This window comes from Erysipelatoclostridium sp. MSK.23.31, from assembly GCF_019125875.1.
GTDB lineage: Bacteria > Bacillota_I > Bacilli_A > Erysipelotrichales > Coprobacillaceae > Thomasclavelia > Thomasclavelia ramosa.
This window is the reverse complement of sequence record NZ_JAHOCB010000014.1, coordinates 11,984-26,827: the sequence shown is the minus strand read 5'-3', so window position 1 is coordinate 26,827 and position 14,844 is coordinate 11,984. Positions and strand designations below refer to the sequence as shown.

Annotated in this window: 14 protein-coding genes; 10 read left to right on the top strand and 4 right to left on the bottom strand. The window is 30.8% G+C overall.

The annotated features are described in order from the left end of the window. Positions 1 to 37: 37 nt before the first annotated feature. Together KSU54_RS07965 and KSU54_RS07960 are read right to left on the bottom strand one after the other, a co-directional pair. Positions 38 to 835 (bottom strand): MBL fold metallo-hydrolase, encoded by a 798-nt coding sequence (locus KSU54_RS07965; protein ID WP_117792555.1) that lies wholly within the window; start codon positions 833 to 835, stop codon positions 38 to 40. A 2-nt stretch (positions 836 to 837) separates the two neighbouring features. After that, positions 838 to 1,410, bottom strand: coding sequence for a TetR/AcrR family transcriptional regulator (locus tag KSU54_RS07960; protein ID WP_003534645.1), 573 nt, complete (start codon positions 1,408 to 1,410; stop codon positions 838 to 840). Between the two features lie 148 nt (positions 1,411 to 1,558). Here KSU54_RS07960 and KSU54_RS07955 point away from each other — a divergent pair, with 148 nt between their 5' ends. Both KSU54_RS07955 and KSU54_RS07950 read left to right on the top strand, forming a co-directional pair. Continuing rightward, positions 1,559 to 3,472 (top strand): NAD(P)/FAD-dependent oxidoreductase, encoded by a 1,914-nt coding sequence (locus tag KSU54_RS07955; protein WP_008791919.1) that lies wholly within the window; start codon positions 1,559 to 1,561, stop codon positions 3,470 to 3,472. 56 nt (positions 3,473 to 3,528) lie between these two features. Beyond that, positions 3,529 to 4,305 carry a Cof-type HAD-IIB family hydrolase gene (locus KSU54_RS07950; RefSeq protein ID WP_008791918.1) on the top strand — a complete coding sequence of 259 codons (777 nt, stop codon included), beginning with the start codon at positions 3,529 to 3,531 and terminating at the stop codon, positions 4,303 to 4,305. 35 nt (positions 4,306 to 4,340) lie between these two features. Here the strand turns inward: KSU54_RS07950 and KSU54_RS07945 are convergent, their stop codons facing one another. Further along, a complete protein-coding gene (locus KSU54_RS07945) occupies positions 4,341 to 4,547 on the bottom strand; it encodes a cold-shock protein (RefSeq protein WP_003534639.1) in 207 nt (68 codons plus the stop codon). A 298-nt stretch (positions 4,548 to 4,845) separates the two neighbouring features. Between KSU54_RS07945 and KSU54_RS07940 the strand changes: the two genes are divergently transcribed. From KSU54_RS07940 to KSU54_RS07930, 3 genes are all read left to right on the top strand, one after another. Further along, positions 4,846 to 5,187 carry a phenylpyruvate tautomerase MIF-related protein gene (locus KSU54_RS07940; RefSeq protein WP_009009539.1) on the top strand — a complete coding sequence of 114 codons (342 nt, stop codon included), beginning with the start codon at positions 4,846 to 4,848 and terminating at the stop codon, positions 5,185 to 5,187. A 2-nt stretch (positions 5,188 to 5,189) separates the two neighbouring features. Continuing rightward, positions 5,190 to 6,152 carry an alpha/beta hydrolase gene (locus KSU54_RS07935; RefSeq protein ID WP_008791917.1) on the top strand — a complete coding sequence of 321 codons (963 nt, stop codon included), beginning with the start codon at positions 5,190 to 5,192 and terminating at the stop codon, positions 6,150 to 6,152. Between the two features lie 179 nt (positions 6,153 to 6,331). Next, a complete protein-coding gene (locus KSU54_RS07930) occupies positions 6,332 to 7,396 on the top strand; it encodes a WYL domain-containing protein (RefSeq protein WP_003534633.1) in 1,065 nt (354 codons plus the stop codon). 159 nt (positions 7,397 to 7,555) lie between these two features. Here KSU54_RS07930 and KSU54_RS07925 read toward each other — a convergent pair whose 3' ends face one another. Beyond that, the gene (locus tag KSU54_RS07925) at positions 7,556 to 7,924 is read right to left on the bottom strand and encodes a DUF5684 domain-containing protein (protein ID WP_008791916.1); all 369 of its coding nucleotides are present in this window, start codon (positions 7,922 to 7,924) and stop codon (positions 7,556 to 7,558) included. Between the two features lie 240 nt (positions 7,925 to 8,164). On the opposite strand from KSU54_RS07925, the gene KSU54_RS07920 reads away from it, so the two are divergent. The 5 genes from KSU54_RS07920 (at position 8,165) to KSU54_RS07900 (ending at position 14,844) form a co-directional block, all read left to right on the top strand. Beyond that, the gene (locus KSU54_RS07920) at positions 8,165 to 9,940 is read left to right on the top strand and encodes an alpha/beta hydrolase (protein ID WP_003534629.1); all 1,776 of its coding nucleotides are present in this window, start codon (positions 8,165 to 8,167) and stop codon (positions 9,938 to 9,940) included. 78 nt (positions 9,941 to 10,018) lie between these two features. Beyond that, positions 10,019 to 10,813: a MurR/RpiR family transcriptional regulator gene (locus KSU54_RS07915; protein ID WP_008791914.1), complete on the top strand. Its 795-nt coding sequence runs from the start codon at positions 10,019 to 10,021 to the stop codon at positions 10,811 to 10,813. Positions 10,814 to 11,232: 419 nt separating this feature from the next. After that, a complete protein-coding gene (gene licT, locus KSU54_RS07910; protein WP_035118141.1) occupies positions 11,233 to 12,069 on the top strand; it encodes a BglG family transcription antiterminator LicT in 837 nt (278 codons plus the stop codon). An 87-nt stretch (positions 12,070 to 12,156) separates the two neighbouring features. Continuing rightward, on the top strand, positions 12,157 to 14,007 hold the full coding sequence (locus tag KSU54_RS07905; RefSeq protein WP_117792553.1) for a beta-glucoside-specific PTS transporter subunit IIABC: 1,851 nt from the start codon (positions 12,157 to 12,159) through the stop codon (positions 14,005 to 14,007). A 12-nt stretch (positions 14,008 to 14,019) separates the two neighbouring features. After that, positions 14,020 to 14,844, top strand: coding sequence for a PHP domain-containing protein (locus KSU54_RS07900; RefSeq protein ID WP_029481528.1), 825 nt, complete (start codon positions 14,020 to 14,022; stop codon positions 14,842 to 14,844).

The following is a 14,844-nucleotide window of genomic DNA, read 5'->3' as shown; positions in this document are numbered from 1 at the left end:
TGCGAATGAAAAAAGAAAGTGAAATCCGAAAATTTCACTATAAACTATTTTTTTGATAAATTATCTCAGCTTTACCATAGCTGGCGTAGTAGGCTTGGTTGTCATCAAATGTTGGAGCTGAGTTTTTTATACCAGTAATCTGACTGTTTATTAATTTTAGGCATAGTTGTTCAAGATCTTTCATTAAAACAAAATCTAACTTATTATATGCAGAAATTTTTGACTGAATTTCTTGTTGATTGTGTCCATCCCAAAAATGCCAAGTATCGTCTACTCCTTGTTTTTCAAGATAGTCAATAGTCTGCTGGAGAGCGGTATGATACGTTTTTAAATCAAGGCTATGGAATAATTGTAGCCAAACACCACAGCCGGAACCAATTGCATCACCAGTGTAAATACACTTATTTTGACGGTCTAGAAAAATCATTGATCCCGGGGTGTGACCAGGAAGAGCAAGGACTTCTATTTCAAAGTTACCAAGCTCAATTTGCTGATGATTTTTTAAATCTTTGATTTGGTTGAAGTCAATCAAAGAAAGTTCCTTAATAATATGAGCATTATCATAATAAATATCACGGTCTCGATGAGATAAATAGATAGTTTCTTCTTTAAATTCTTTGATTGTGCCAATATGATCAAAGTGACCATGAGTACATACTATAATTAATTCTTTATTAGTAATATTTTTAATCGTCGGTAAAAGTGGTTCTTTAAATAGGCCTAAATCAATTAATAGAGCATGGGTATTTCCTATTATTAGATAACAAGAGTCACCATCCTCATCATTGATATAATAGCTGTGATTGTTAATTTTTATGGTATTATATAGTTTCATATTTAACCTCGAAGTTCTGGTGCAACATCATATATGTTTTCTAATGCTATTCTTAATTCTTTTTTCCAGTCAAACTGACCTTTTTTTATGCACCACATTAATTCATAACCTGTAAATGCATATGCTGAAGCTTGATATAGTATTTCAGGATCGTTTTGATTTCTAATTTGTTTGGTGGCTTGACCTTTTTTTATAATTGCAATAGCGATATTGGTCAAATGATCTCGAAAATCAAAACTACCACGGTCTTCTTTTAAATTCATAATAAACATTTGACTACTTAAGTCATAGCCGAGTTTTATTGATTCTTCCATTAATGTTTCAAAACAGATCAATAACTGTTGCCAATAATTTTCTGCCATGATTATATTAGCCGTATTAGCAACGATTGCTTCTGTAATGTCATCATAAAAATGTGCTAAAATATCGTCTTTAGATTTTATATAGGTATAAAAAGTTGGTTTTGTGATTTTACATTCTTTACAAATATCGTTGATTGTAACATTATTATATCCATGTTTGAAAAACAGTTGGTAAGCTGTTTCAATAATAATATCTTTTGTAATCTTTGTCATCGTATTCCTCATTTCTAATAATTAAGTATAAATCATCTAGTAAAAAAAGCAAGTAATGTAATCATAAATGTAACCCTTTACATTTACGATTATTATGTTATACTTTACTTGAGTAAAATAAATATTACCGAAGTAAAGGAGGAGAATTATGAATAAATTATTTGAAAAAAGTTATATCGGTAAAATGAAATTAAAAAATCGGATCGTGATGGGACCGATGGGAACAACTGGTGAAGCAGATGGGGCATATAATATCGATGCAATTAATTATTTTACTGAAAGGGCAAAGGGAGGTACCGGCTTAATTATAACTGGTGCAAATGTTGTATCCACTAAATATGAACCTCGGCCATGTACGGAACTTAGTAATTTTCATCATGTTGAGCGTTTGAATATGTTAGTAGAAAGATGTCATAACTATGGCGCTAAAGTTTGTGTTCAAGTATCACCAGGATTGGGAAGACAACAATTTACTGATCCATTTACACCACCATATTCAGCTAGTGATTGTGGGGCGTTTTGGTTTCCTGATTTGAAATGTAAGCCATTTACAAAAGAAGATATAAAATATATCGTTGAAAAGGTTGGATATGGTGCTTCTTTAGCAAAAATGGCAGGAGCAGATGCGGTGGAATTACATGCTTACGGCGGATATTTATTAGATCAATTTCATTCAAAACAATGGAATACACGTACTGATGAATATGGCGGTTCATTAGAAAATAGAATGCGTTTTACGCTTGAATGTATTGCCGCGATTAGAACAAATGTAGGACCGGATTTTCCAATTTTAGTTAAATTTACTCCGGTTCATAAAGTTGAGGGATTTAGACAAATTGATGAAGGAATTGCTATGGCTAAAATTCTTGAGGGTGCTGGGATTGAAGCATTACATGTTGATGTAGGATGTTATGAGGCTTGGTATAAAGCTATTTCAACTGTTTACAACGAAGAAGGACACCAATTAGATGTAGTTAAAGCAATTAAAGAAAATGTATCATTGCCAGTATTGGGGCAAGGAAAGTTATTTGATCCAAAAAAAGCACAAGAAGTAGTAGCACAAGGAGTTTTGGATTATGTTGTTTTAGGTCATCAAATGCTTGCTGATCCACATTGGGCTAATAAAGTAAAGCAGGGAAATACAATGGATATTGCACCATGCGTTGGCTGTAATGAATGTTTATTAGCAGGTTTTTCTGGAAAACATTATTATTGTGCTGTAAATCCACTTTGCTATGCGGAAAAAGAATTCGCACTGCCAAAAGTTGATGGAATTAAAAAATCAGTACTAGTTATTGGAGGCGGTCCAGGTGGAATGTACGCTGCTATCACAGCAAGAAAACGTGGATATGAAGTCGACTTATATGAAAAGGAAGAACGATTAGGGGGTACACTTTGGGCGGCAGGAATGCCTACCTTTAAGCATGATGTCTTGAAATTGATTACTTATCTTGAAAGACAATGCTTGAAAACTGGTGTGAATGTTTATTTAAATACAGAGTTTACGCTCAAAGACGCTAAAAAAGATTACGATAAAGTTATTCTATCAGCAGGGTCATCACCAATGATGCCACCAATTCCGGGAATTGAAAAAGCAGGTTTTGTAAGTGAATTTTTGACTGACCGTAAAGAAGCAGGAAAACAAATAGTAATTATTGGTGGGGGTCTAGCAGGATGTGAGGCAGCATGTTATCTTAAAGAAAATGCGGAAACGGTAACTATTATTGAAATGCAGGAAGATATTTTATTTGGTTGTGACCACTGTTTAAATAATGATCAGGCGTTGAGACAAATGCTTCAAGATAATAATATTAATAAAATTACAAAAGCAACTGTTACTAAAATTGAAGATAATCGAGTTACATATCTCCAAGATAATCAGGAGTATACAATCGTGTGTGATACAATTATCAATGCAGCTGGATTTAAACCAAATGATCAATTAGAAGATGCTTTAGAGGAAATTTATGATGATGTTACAGTGATTGGTGATGCAAAAGCACCAAGAAAAATTTTAACAGCAATTCATGAAGGATATCATGCAATTCGAGTTATGGAGTAGAGTTCATTGAACTCTACTTTATTTTTATTGTATAATAATGTAATGGAGGAACTATTATGAGTAAAAAAATATTCTTTTTTGATATTGATGGGACTTTAGCAGTAAAAAATATTATTCCTGAAGATACAAAAGAAGCTTTAAGAAAGTTACAAAATCTAGGGCATTACGTTTTTATTTGTACCGGTAGACCATATATTTACGCAAAATATCATTTTGAAAAATATGTTGATGGTTTTATTTGTGCAAATGGTCGATATATCGTGTATAAAGAAGAGGTATTATTGGATGAACCATTGACTAGGAAACAGGTTAGTTATTTTGTGGATAGTTTTGATAAATTAGAATGTGGATATAATTTTAATGGCGTTAATCTTGGCTATGCTCATGGAATTGATTTTAATAAGTTAGCTGATATGCAAACAGATTACGAACATCCATATTTTATTGAAGATTTTAAAACAGAGGAGATCGATGCCCACATGTTTGATGTTCATTTTAATGATCAAGAACATTACCAAAAGATTGTTTCCTATTTACAAGATACAGTAGTTTTAAATGAGCACTTTGGTCATAATTCTGCTGATGCAACAATTATTGGTTATGATAAAGGAATTGGAATTAAAAAACTATTGACGATTTTAAAAATAGAACGTGATAATAGCTATGCTTTTGGTGATGGTTTTAATGATGTGTGTATGTTCAAAGTAGTTGGGCATCCAATTGCAATGGGAAATGGTGTTGATGTGGCAAAAGAAGCTAGTGAATATATTACAAGTGATATTTATGATGGAGGAATTTATAAAGCTCTGCTTCATTATGGAATAATTGAATAAAAAAGAAACCCGATTAACCGGGTTTCTTCTGGTTATTAAGCTTTAACAGTTACGTTTTGAGCTTGTGGTCCACGATCAGATTCGTTGATATCGAATTCAACAACTTGACCTTCTTCTAAAGTTTTGAATCCTTCAGCGTTGATTGCTGAGAAATGAACGAAGATATCTTTTCCATCTTCATCATTTGTAATAAATCCAAACCCTTTTTCTTGATTAAACCATTTTACTTTACCTGTACTCATTAATGGTACCTCCTTGAAAGATGTGCAAAAAGGAAATACTCTATGTAACTCTAAATCACAAATATCGGATTGCGGCGGTACATAAAGGTAATACAATCTTCTAATACTTGTGATACTTTGAAAATTATATTGCTACTTTTGCTCTTATATTTTAACATAATCAAAAAAAGAAATCAAATCCTTTATGTAAACGCTTTAATAAATTTTATTAACTTCAAATTAAGATAGCTAATAATTTGTTAACATTGGCTATAAAAAGTGTTAAAATATCCTTAATAAAAATAAGGAGGAAAAATATATGCCATTTATTTCATTTACAACAAATCATAAATTAACACTTAGGCAAGAAAATGAAATTGCTAAAAGAACTGGGGAGCTGATTACAATCTTACCTGGTAAAAAAGAAGAAAATTTAATGTTACATTTAGAGGATAATCAAATTATGTATTTCCGCGGTGATGACATTCCTTGCATGATGATTGCGGTTAAATTATATAATACAATTGATTTTGATGCTAAAAAGAAATTTACTGAAGAGTTAGTAAAAATGATCAAAGAAACAACAAATATTGAAATTAATGATGTTTATGTTTCGTTTGATGAATATCCAAATTGGGGTAAACAAGGAACACTGTTCTAGTAATGGGAAAAAAGACGAAAATTGCATTAACTGGTAGTTTAACTATGTTGGCAGCTGGAATTGGTAGTTTATTTTATGCTGGTAATTATTTATATAATTTGGCATTAAATAAACAGGCTAATAAAGATGCGATATTTACTAATCCCTCAACAAATAATCAAATACCCGATAAAGATAGAACCGATATAAATAAGAAGGGAGATAGTAGCAATTTTTTTGATACTATTCATTATCAGGATGTATTCTTAGACAGTGATGATGGATTAAAACTGCATGCTTATCAATTTTTGAATTACGGGCATGATTATGTGATTATTGTCCATGGATATACATCTGAAGGTAAATTGATGCATGCGAGTGCTAAACATTTTTATGAGCAAGGTTACAATCTTTTGCTTCCTGATCTTCGAGGTCATGGGCAGAGTGAAGGTGACTATATTGCAATGGGCTGGCTCGATCGTTTAGACATAATTAACTGGATCAAATATTTAATTGATAATGATTCAAAAGTTAAAATTATCCTGTATGGAGTATCTATGGGAGCGGCTACAGTAATGAATGTAACAGGGGAAAAATTGCCTGTCAATGTTATTGCTGCTATTGAAGATTGTGGATTCACTAGTACATGGGAGATGTTTTCCTATCAGCTAAAAGAAATGTATAATTTGCCAAGTCGACCATTTTTAGATATTGCAAATATTGTGACTCAGATTCGAGCCGGTTATTCATTTGGCAAAGCTGAAGCAATCGAACAAGTGAAAAAATCAACTACGCCAACATTATTTATTCATGGCGATAAGGATCGTTTTGTCCCTTTTAAAATGCTCAATCAATTATATCAAAGTGCTAATTGTCCTAAGGAAAAATTGGTAATCAAGGGTGCCGGACATGCTCAATGTGAAAAAATTGGTGGTCAAGTTTATTGGAGTAAAATTGATAGTTTTATTAGAAAATATCAAGACTAATTAATAAATTAGTCTTTTTTATTGTCATAAATTTGTCATAAACATATACTTTTTTGCTGGATAGTGAAATTAATTTTATGTATACAATTTTATACACCAAATAATTGGTTTTTATTATATTTACTAATTTTACATATTTTGGAAGATAAAGTAAAATATAGAGTATGGAGGGTTGAGGAATGGGAGATATTAGTAATGGAACTCGCATATTGCTAACGCAATATTTATTAAAAAGATTAACAGACGAAGATCATGCTTTATCACGTGATGAACTAATTAAAAGAATTGGTGGGTTAGGAACGACGATTTCTAGCAATACGATTAAAGCAGATATTGAATCAATAAAATCTTATAATAATTTGATAAAAGATTGTCAAGATGAGTTGCTTACCCCTTTTATATGCAATGAAAGTGGTAGTATTAATTATGCAACAAAACAAAAAAAAGGTGCGTACGTTGAAAAGACATATTATACTGATGCTCAATTAATTTTATTGACAAGGTTATTAGGTCGAGGATTACATTTAGAAAGTCAAAATGATTCAAAATTATTAGAAAAAGTATTATCAGATAGTTCTTTGTATAAAATAAATCATTATCATTTGTTAGATAATATCAATTCAACTTATGAAGATAATTGTATTACAGTGTATTTAGAGCAAATTATTAAGGCTATAAATACATTTGCTTGTGTATCATTTAAAGAATTGGAATATAGTGTTGTTGAAAACAAAGTTATAGATAGGCCTAGTCATAAAACAATTTTATTATATCCAACTAATATTGATATAAAAAATGATCAAGTATATTTAGTTGGTTACCTAATAAATAGTAGTGAAGATTTTGAATTGGCATATTATCGAATTGATCGCATTGATCAATTGAAAATAACTCGTACCCCTAAATATATCCAAGCAAAGACTGAGTGTTTTAAGGAGCGAATCTGGTTATCTAATGATCCGCTTGATATTGGAAAAGATAATTTGATCAACATTGAATTACGTGTGTATTTAGGAAATGAGAATATTTTTGAAGCTTTGTATCAACGATTTAAGGGATGTACATTCACAGTTGAACAATTCCGTCGATTTGTAAATGTTTCAATTGAACGGGTTCCTGATGATAAAAAGTTAGTCAGTGGCTTTTTACAATTAGCTAATCATGTTGAGGTTTTTAAACCGTTGGAATTAAGAGATAAGATAAAAGAAGAAATTAATCAAATGTATTTGATGTATCGCAGTTAAAAGGAATTCGTAGAATTTCTTTTTTATTTTAAAAAAGTTGATTATTTTTAGAGTCTCTTTACATTTTTTGAACAAATATGCAAATTAATTTTGATATTTATTTAAGTTGATAGTTCTATTAATTTTTGTGTTTACAAATGATAACTATATCTATTTTTATTAGTAACGATATTCACAATTCCCAAACCCTAATATTAAAATGAACAGTGGGTTGAAAACTAACAAGCCAAGTCCGAACATTATGCCTTTTCCAAATGCAAAAGAAAGTTTAAAACTAATAACAATGTGATAAAAGATAATAAAGTACATATTAACAAGGGGAATTAAAAGAAATAGAAGCCAAAGTGGTGAAAGTTTTACAATTCGACATAATGCAATATCACTATAAATTGGAATAAAAGCACTGATTCCCCAACGTCTAGCTTTAGTGAATAAACGCCATCGTGCAATTATATTTAAGAGGATGAAAATAAATATAAAAATAGTTGTAGTGCTGCTAGTGGAATAGCTATACTCAAAGTAGTTCATTGAAACCTCCTTTTCAGAATTAATCTTGAATTAATAACTTGTTGAAAACTACATAATCAATATATTAACAAGAAAGTACCTTCCTTACAATAAGGAAGTGATCTTTATTTTATATAGTTATAATTTCTGATGATTTGCGGTTATGCAAGAATATTAGTTTCATTTTCTGTAACTAAGTTTCGTTTGTAAACGTATACAGAAAGTGGTTGGTTTGTTATTCTTAGTTTAGGAGGAAGAAATATGAGACAAGTAAAAAGATGGATTTTGCAGATAGGAATTTGTTTTACACTATTGTTATCTTTGGGTGTATACTCAATGAGTAATGTACATGCTGTTAATGAGGGAATAACTATTACTGATAACACAACCGGCCTTAGTGAGGCAAAGTATCAAGTAACCTTTGTTGTTGACAGTACAAAATTAGGGGAAAATGTTGAAAATATCCAATTACAAGGAGGCTTCCAATTTATTAAGAGTTCTGAAGCTCCCTGGTATCAAGAAAACGGGGCAAGCAATGATGGAATAAGGTGGTATTCGGCTTATGAATATGAGCAGGGAATGTATCCTACTGGAGGATGCGGAAATACTGAACGAACTGAGTTTAATTATAATGGAAACTATATTCTCTATGATATGGTAAAAGATGAAAATTTATATTCTGTCACCTTACCATTACCAGCAACAGAATATTTTTATGGATATTTTGTAACTTATAGTGATGGATCTGCAGTAGTTGTGCAGGATCCTGTTAATCCTTCAAAAAAGAATGAAATTAATAATCATGATGCTACTTGGTCCTATTTTTATGTTGGAAATAGTTCAGATGCATTAGCGGGTCAATCTTATATTTATCCAAGAAATAATAATATGGGTTCTTATCAATACGATACATACATCGCTTATGATGGAACTGAAAATTGTCTTGGGATTTATTTACCGAATGGTTATAGTTTAGGGAATAACTATAAAACGATTTATTTAGCACATGGTAATGGGGGCAACGAAACTGAATGGTGTCAATTAGGATCAGCAGGTAATATTGTTGATAATCTAATTGCTGAAGGAGAACTAGCTGATAGTATAATCGTGACATTAAATAATTCGCATTTTAGCGGGACAGGATTTGATATTAAATCGAATGTCATATTGGCTCAAGATGTTGTTAATAATGTAATTCCTTTTATTGAAAAGAATTATAAGGTTTCAACTGATCCTAAGGATCGAGCTTATGCTGGATTGTCAGCTGGTGGTGTTGCGGCAAGTACAGTAATGGAAATTGCACCTGATAGTTTTGGATATTTTGGTATTATTTCAGCAGCTGTTCAAATTGATGATGAAGTATTTACAGACGAACTTATTTCAAAATTACAGACAAAGAAAATCTATCTTTCGGCAGGAACAGTTGATTTTGGGTTGATTAATTCTTTTTTTAAGGCCTCTATCTTAGATTTTATGTTACCTAAATTAGATGCTGAAAATATTGATTATACTTTTGAAATACAAAATGGGGGACATGACTGGAATACGTGGCGCGGAGCTTTTACAACATTTGCTAAAGATATCCTATGGAATCAAGAAAATATTGAATATTGTATAACAGATGGAGCTAATAAAAATATTAAACAGGGAGAAGAACTTAAAATAAAGACTGACATACCATCGTCATTATTCAAAATGCTCATAATTGATGATCAAGAAATTGATAGATCAAAGTATACTGTTTCTGGTGATTTAATAACCATTATTTTACCAAAAGAACTTATTTCAACATTAACAATTGGAGAACATATATTAGTAATAATCGCAAATGAGGGACAAGCAGCTACAATGTTTAATATTACTGCTGATACTAATGTTCTAGATATAGTAGAGAATGATCAGATAACTAAACAATCATCACATACTGCTGTGCTGGCACCTAAGACGGATGATCCTTCGCTGTTTGAAGTTTATTGTCTATTTATTTTGTTAAGTGGGGGAGCAATAGTTGTAATAAAGAAAAAGTATTTTAATTGATATGAGTCTAATATTTTGAAGACTCATATTCTTTTATATTATCAAGATGTTATAATATAGGGAAAGGAGCTGATAAAAATGGATGAGGAAATACTAGAAAGTTTCTTAACCTTTATTCAAAGATGTAACAGCGAAGCTGTTAATAGTAATGATTATAATATTATTCAAAATGTATTTAAGTATATTGGAAAAAAAACATTCCCTTCTATTAATGAATTAGCTCGAGAGGCGAATGTATCTAAGGCAAGTATTTCAAGATTTATAAAAAAATATAGTTTTGAAAATTATCAGCAATTTAGAACCCTATTATCAACTCAAACAACACTCTTAGATTATAATTTGAAAGTATTTTTATCACAGAATATTCTTTTTAAAAGTAATGAAGAAATCAGTGAATATCTTTTTCAACAGTGTCTTGATAATCTTGTTGCAACAAAAGAGAATCTTGATTTAGCAACGCTTTTAAAAATTGTTCAGTTATTTAAGGAAAGCGAGGATATTACTTTTTTAGGTGATGAGCATGATCTTGATGAATTCCTTTTGTTGCAAATCAAATTATTGACTTCGGGGAAGTGCGCATATCTGTTTAAAGTCAGTGAAACGAAGACGGTTAGGAGCTATTTTTTTAATGAAAATTCAGTTGTTGTTATCATTAATGTATGTGACGGTTTTTTTCACTACCATGATGCGTTAGAAAATGCAAAAGAAGTTGGGGCTAAGGTTATTTATATAAGCCAGGATTATAATAAAGAGGTTGCTGACAAGGTAGATATTTTTTATCGTTACGGAGTAGAGTGGTCAATAAATACTGGCTATGTATCACTGTATTATATTGGTGAGTTACTGGAAAAATTATGTATTCGTAATTTTTAGACAAATAATTTATAATGATGTAAGCAGCCTCAAAAAATATAACCCTAATACTAAGTTATAATGATAGGGTGTGCTTATCTAACCTTATTTAGTATTATTTTTAAGATTTGTGATTATTAGATATATAATCAATTATAATTACATTGAATAGATTTATTTTGGTTATCTAGGTATGGCTATAGAAGACCTAATCATTATTTAGGTTGAAAATAATTTAATATCAGTATTTAATTTTTAATAGAATTTTTGGTTGTTTTAAATCAAATCCTTTATTTTGAAAGCGTTGACAAATTTTGCGAGGAATGATAATATAAATATGTAATTTATGGATAGTTATTGCACATATGAGGCAACACTAAACCTGTTTACAGATATTTTTCTGTGGCAGGTTTTTTATATTTATACAGGGGTGAATGAATATGATTATAAAGAAAATTTTAAATAATAATGTTGTTATTACAACTAACTATCAAATGGAGGAAATTATTGTTATGGGGAAAGGCTTGGCTTATGGAAAACAAGCCGGTGATAATATTGATATGAATAAGATCAATAAAACTTTTGAAGTAAGTTTAAAACCAAGTCAAAGAAAAATGATTAATATGTTAAAGGATATTCCTCTCGAATATATGGAGATATCTGATTGTGTTATCAAAGAAGCAAAAGTAGACTTAGAAGTCGATGATTCTCTTTATATCAGTTTAACAGATCATATTCATACAAGCATAGAGCGGTATAAAGAAGGCGTTTATTTAAAAAATCATATGTTATTTGAAATTAAGAATTTCTATCCTAAAGAATTTGAGTTAGGTTTATTAACTTTAAAACTTATTAAAGAAAAATATGGAATAAACATGGAAGAGGATGAAGCGGCATTTTTAGCATTACATATAGTGAGTAGTGAGGTTGGTAGAAATATCAGTGATATTTATGAAATGACAAATTTCATATTAGAGATTATTGGTATTGTAAAAGATTATTTTAAATTAGAGTTGGATGAAGATTCTTTATCTTATCATAGATTTGTAACACATTTAAAATTTTTTGGATTACGTGTTTTTAATAAAATAAAGCAAGTGGAAGATATAACCTTAAATAATGACTTGCTTGAAATTATGAAGGAAAAATATGTTGAGTCATATCTTTGTACTTCAAAAATACAATCGCATATTGAAAAGACTTATCATTATGAATTAAATGATGAGGAAGTTTTATATCTTACGATTCATGTTGCAAAAATTATTTCTAAAAAATAATTTGCAAATAGATATTTGTTGGATGGTAACATTAAGTTGGCCAAACCTTCACATTTTGAAGTTTTCAAAAGAATGGAGGAAAAGAGAATGAAATATGAAAAACTTTCAAAAAACATTATTGAAGCTGTAGGAGGGAGTAATAATATTGTAACTTTGCAGCATTGTATGACGCGTTTGAGATTTACTTTAAAGGATGAATCAAAAGCAAACGATCAAAAAATTGAAGCAATTGATGGAGTTTTGTCATTAATCAAGAAAGGTGGTCAATATCAGGTTGTTATTGGTACACATGTTCATGATGTGTATCTTGATGTATGCCAGATTGCAAATATTAAAGAAGATGAAAATTTTGGAAACAAAAAAGAAAAAAAAGGAATTTTTAATTCTATTTTTTCTGCAATTATTGGCTGCGTCGGTCCAATTATTCCTATTTTAGTAGGAACAGGGCTGGGGAAATGTATTTTATTATTTGTATCAATGATGGGATGGGCAAATGCCGAAACATCAATGACTTATTATGTATTTAATTTTGTATTTGATGCTGGCTTTACTTTCTTGCCGGTATTTACCGCAGTGGCAGCTGCAAAGCATTTTAAATGTAATATGTATATGGCAGCTTTACTTGGCTGTGCGCTGGTTCATCCACAATGGAGTGGTATTGTTTCAGCGACTGATCCAAAATTTATTGGAGATATGTTTGGTTTCTTACCTTTATATGGAATGCCGTATACATCAACTTTAATTCCAGCTATTTTAATTGTTTTTGTTATGAGCAAAGTAGAATTTGGATTGAATAAAGTATTGCCAGAATTGGTTAGAGGGATGTTAACACCGTTATTTACATTGCTGATTATGACACCGTTAGCATTTGTTGTATTAGCGCCAGCTATGGGGATTATTTCAATTTATTTGGGTAATGCATTGTTATGGTGCTATGATACATTTGGAATGTTTGCTATTGCAATTATGTGTATTATTTATCCATGGATGGTTGCAACGGGTATGCATGCTACTCTAGCAATTGCAGGAATTCAGATTTTATCACAATCAGGATATGACCCATTTTCAAGAACTTTAACTTTAACAGCGAACATGGCGCAAGGTGCTGCTGCTTTTGCTTGTGCGGTTAAAACAAAAAATAGAGATTTTAGGAATACCTGCTTATCTGCCGGATTTACTGCTTTCTTTGCAGGAATTACAGAGCCATGTATCTATGGTGTGTCAATTCGTTTGAAAAAGCCTATGTATGCAGTTATGATTGGAAGTTTTACTGGAGGATTATATGCTGGTTTTTGTGGATTAAAAGCATTTGCTTTCATGACTCCTAGCATTATTAATTTACCAATGTGGGTAGGGGGGAACAACCCTAATAATCTTATGAATGCTATTATTACTATGATTATTTCAGCTATTGTAACGTTTATTGCAACTTTAGTTATTGGTTTTGATGATCCGAAAGAAAGTGAAGTAAAACACGATGATAATAAATTAAATCAAGTGAATTGTCCTGTTAAAGGGAAGATTGTTCCATTAAACGAAGTTAACGATGAAATGTTTTCAAAAGAAGTTTTAGGGAAGGGTGTAGCTATTATTCCTGTAGAAGGAAAAATCTATGCTCCTGCTAATGGAATTATAAGTGCAACTTTTGAAACAAAACATGCAATTGGCTTAACAACTGAAAATGGCTCTGAAATTCTAATTCATGTTGGAATTGATACCGTTAAATTAGAAGGAAAACCATTTATTCAATATGTTGAAAAAGGTGAGTATGTAAAAGCGGGGTCATTGTTATTAGAATTTGACTTAAAAATGATTAAAGAAGCGGGCTTAGACTATACAACTATGGTTGTTGTAACAAACTCTAATGATTATTTAGAAGTTATTCCAACAAAATTGAAAAAAGTAACAAAAACTGATCCAGTTTTAACTATTATTTAAGGATGTGATAATATGGTGTATGCAGATTTACATGTTCACACTGCTTATAGTGATGGTATTCATTCTATTGAAGAAACGATCAAATTAGCTAAGGAAAAAGGAATTAAAGTGATTGCAATTACTGATCATGATACTGTTTTTCATTTCAAAGAAGTGCAAAAGGTATGCCGGCAAAATGGTTTAGAAACAATTCGTGGGGTTGAAATGAGCTGTTATGATTACGATGTACACAAAAAGGTGCATGTTGTTGGTTTGGCGTTAAATAACCATCCGTATCATGTTGAAAAACTATGTCAAAAGACTTTACAATGTAGGGATGAGTATCATCATGAACTTATTAAAATATTAAATCAAAAGGGCTTAAATATTACTTACGAAGACGCTAAAGAATACGCTCCGTATAATATTGTCTTCAAAATGCATTTATTCTTGGCGATTGTTCATAAGTATCCTGAGTATAATGATATTAATAAGTATCGAGAATTGTTTATGAGCGAGACTTCGCTAGATGTAGACTCTAAAATGGGATATATCGATATTAAAGAGGGGATAAAGGCAATTCGTGAGGATGGAGGAATTGCTATTATTGCCCATCCTTGTGAATATAAAAATTATGATGAAATTGAAAAATATGTCAGCTATGGCTTACAGGGAATTGAAATATCACATCCTAGTATGGAATCTGAAGATTATTCTTTAACACAGGAACTTGCAAATAGATTTCATCTTATAAGAAGTGGTGGCAGTGATTTCCATAATATCCATTTAACTGCAATTGGTGATTTTGGATTAACTAAAGAGCAATTTGATGAATTGAAAGAGGAAATGGGTAGATAA

What these genes read in the sequence shown, in the direction of transcription:
- KSU54_RS07960 (WP_003534645.1), bottom strand. Translation starts at nt 1,410, where the DNA reads ATGACAAAGATTACAAAAGATATTATTATTGAAACAGCTTACCAACTG.
- KSU54_RS07915 (WP_008791914.1), top strand. Translation starts at nt 10,019, where the DNA reads ATGGATGAGGAAATACTAGAAAGTTTCTTAACCTTTATTCAAAGATGT.
- KSU54_RS07940 (WP_009009539.1), top strand. Translation starts at nt 4,846, where the DNA reads ATGCCATTTATTTCATTTACAACAAATCATAAATTAACACTTAGGCAA.
- KSU54_RS07965 (WP_117792555.1), bottom strand. Translation starts at nt 835, where the DNA reads ATGAAACTATATAATACCATAAAAATTAACAATCACAGCTATTATATC.
- KSU54_RS07935 (WP_008791917.1), top strand. Translation starts at nt 5,190, where the DNA reads ATGGGAAAAAAGACGAAAATTGCATTAACTGGTAGTTTAACTATGTTG.
- KSU54_RS07900 (WP_029481528.1), top strand. Translation starts at nt 14,020, where the DNA reads ATGGTGTATGCAGATTTACATGTTCACACTGCTTATAGTGATGGTATT.
- licT (WP_035118141.1), top strand. Translation starts at nt 11,233, where the DNA reads ATGATTATAAAGAAAATTTTAAATAATAATGTTGTTATTACAACTAAC.
- KSU54_RS07945 (WP_003534639.1), bottom strand. Translation starts at nt 4,547, where the DNA reads ATGAGTACAGGTAAAGTAAAATGGTTTAATCAAGAAAAAGGGTTTGGA.
- KSU54_RS07930 (WP_003534633.1), top strand. Translation starts at nt 6,332, where the DNA reads ATGGGAGATATTAGTAATGGAACTCGCATATTGCTAACGCAATATTTA.
- KSU54_RS07905 (WP_117792553.1), top strand. Translation starts at nt 12,157, where the DNA reads ATGAAATATGAAAAACTTTCAAAAAACATTATTGAAGCTGTAGGAGGG.
- KSU54_RS07925 (WP_008791916.1), bottom strand. Translation starts at nt 7,924, where the DNA reads ATGAACTACTTTGAGTATAGCTATTCCACTAGCAGCACTACAACTATT.
- KSU54_RS07955 (WP_008791919.1), top strand. Translation starts at nt 1,559, where the DNA reads ATGAATAAATTATTTGAAAAAAGTTATATCGGTAAAATGAAATTAAAA.
- KSU54_RS07950 (WP_008791918.1), top strand. Translation starts at nt 3,529, where the DNA reads ATGAGTAAAAAAATATTCTTTTTTGATATTGATGGGACTTTAGCAGTA.
- KSU54_RS07920 (WP_003534629.1), top strand. Translation starts at nt 8,165, where the DNA reads ATGAGACAAGTAAAAAGATGGATTTTGCAGATAGGAATTTGTTTTACA.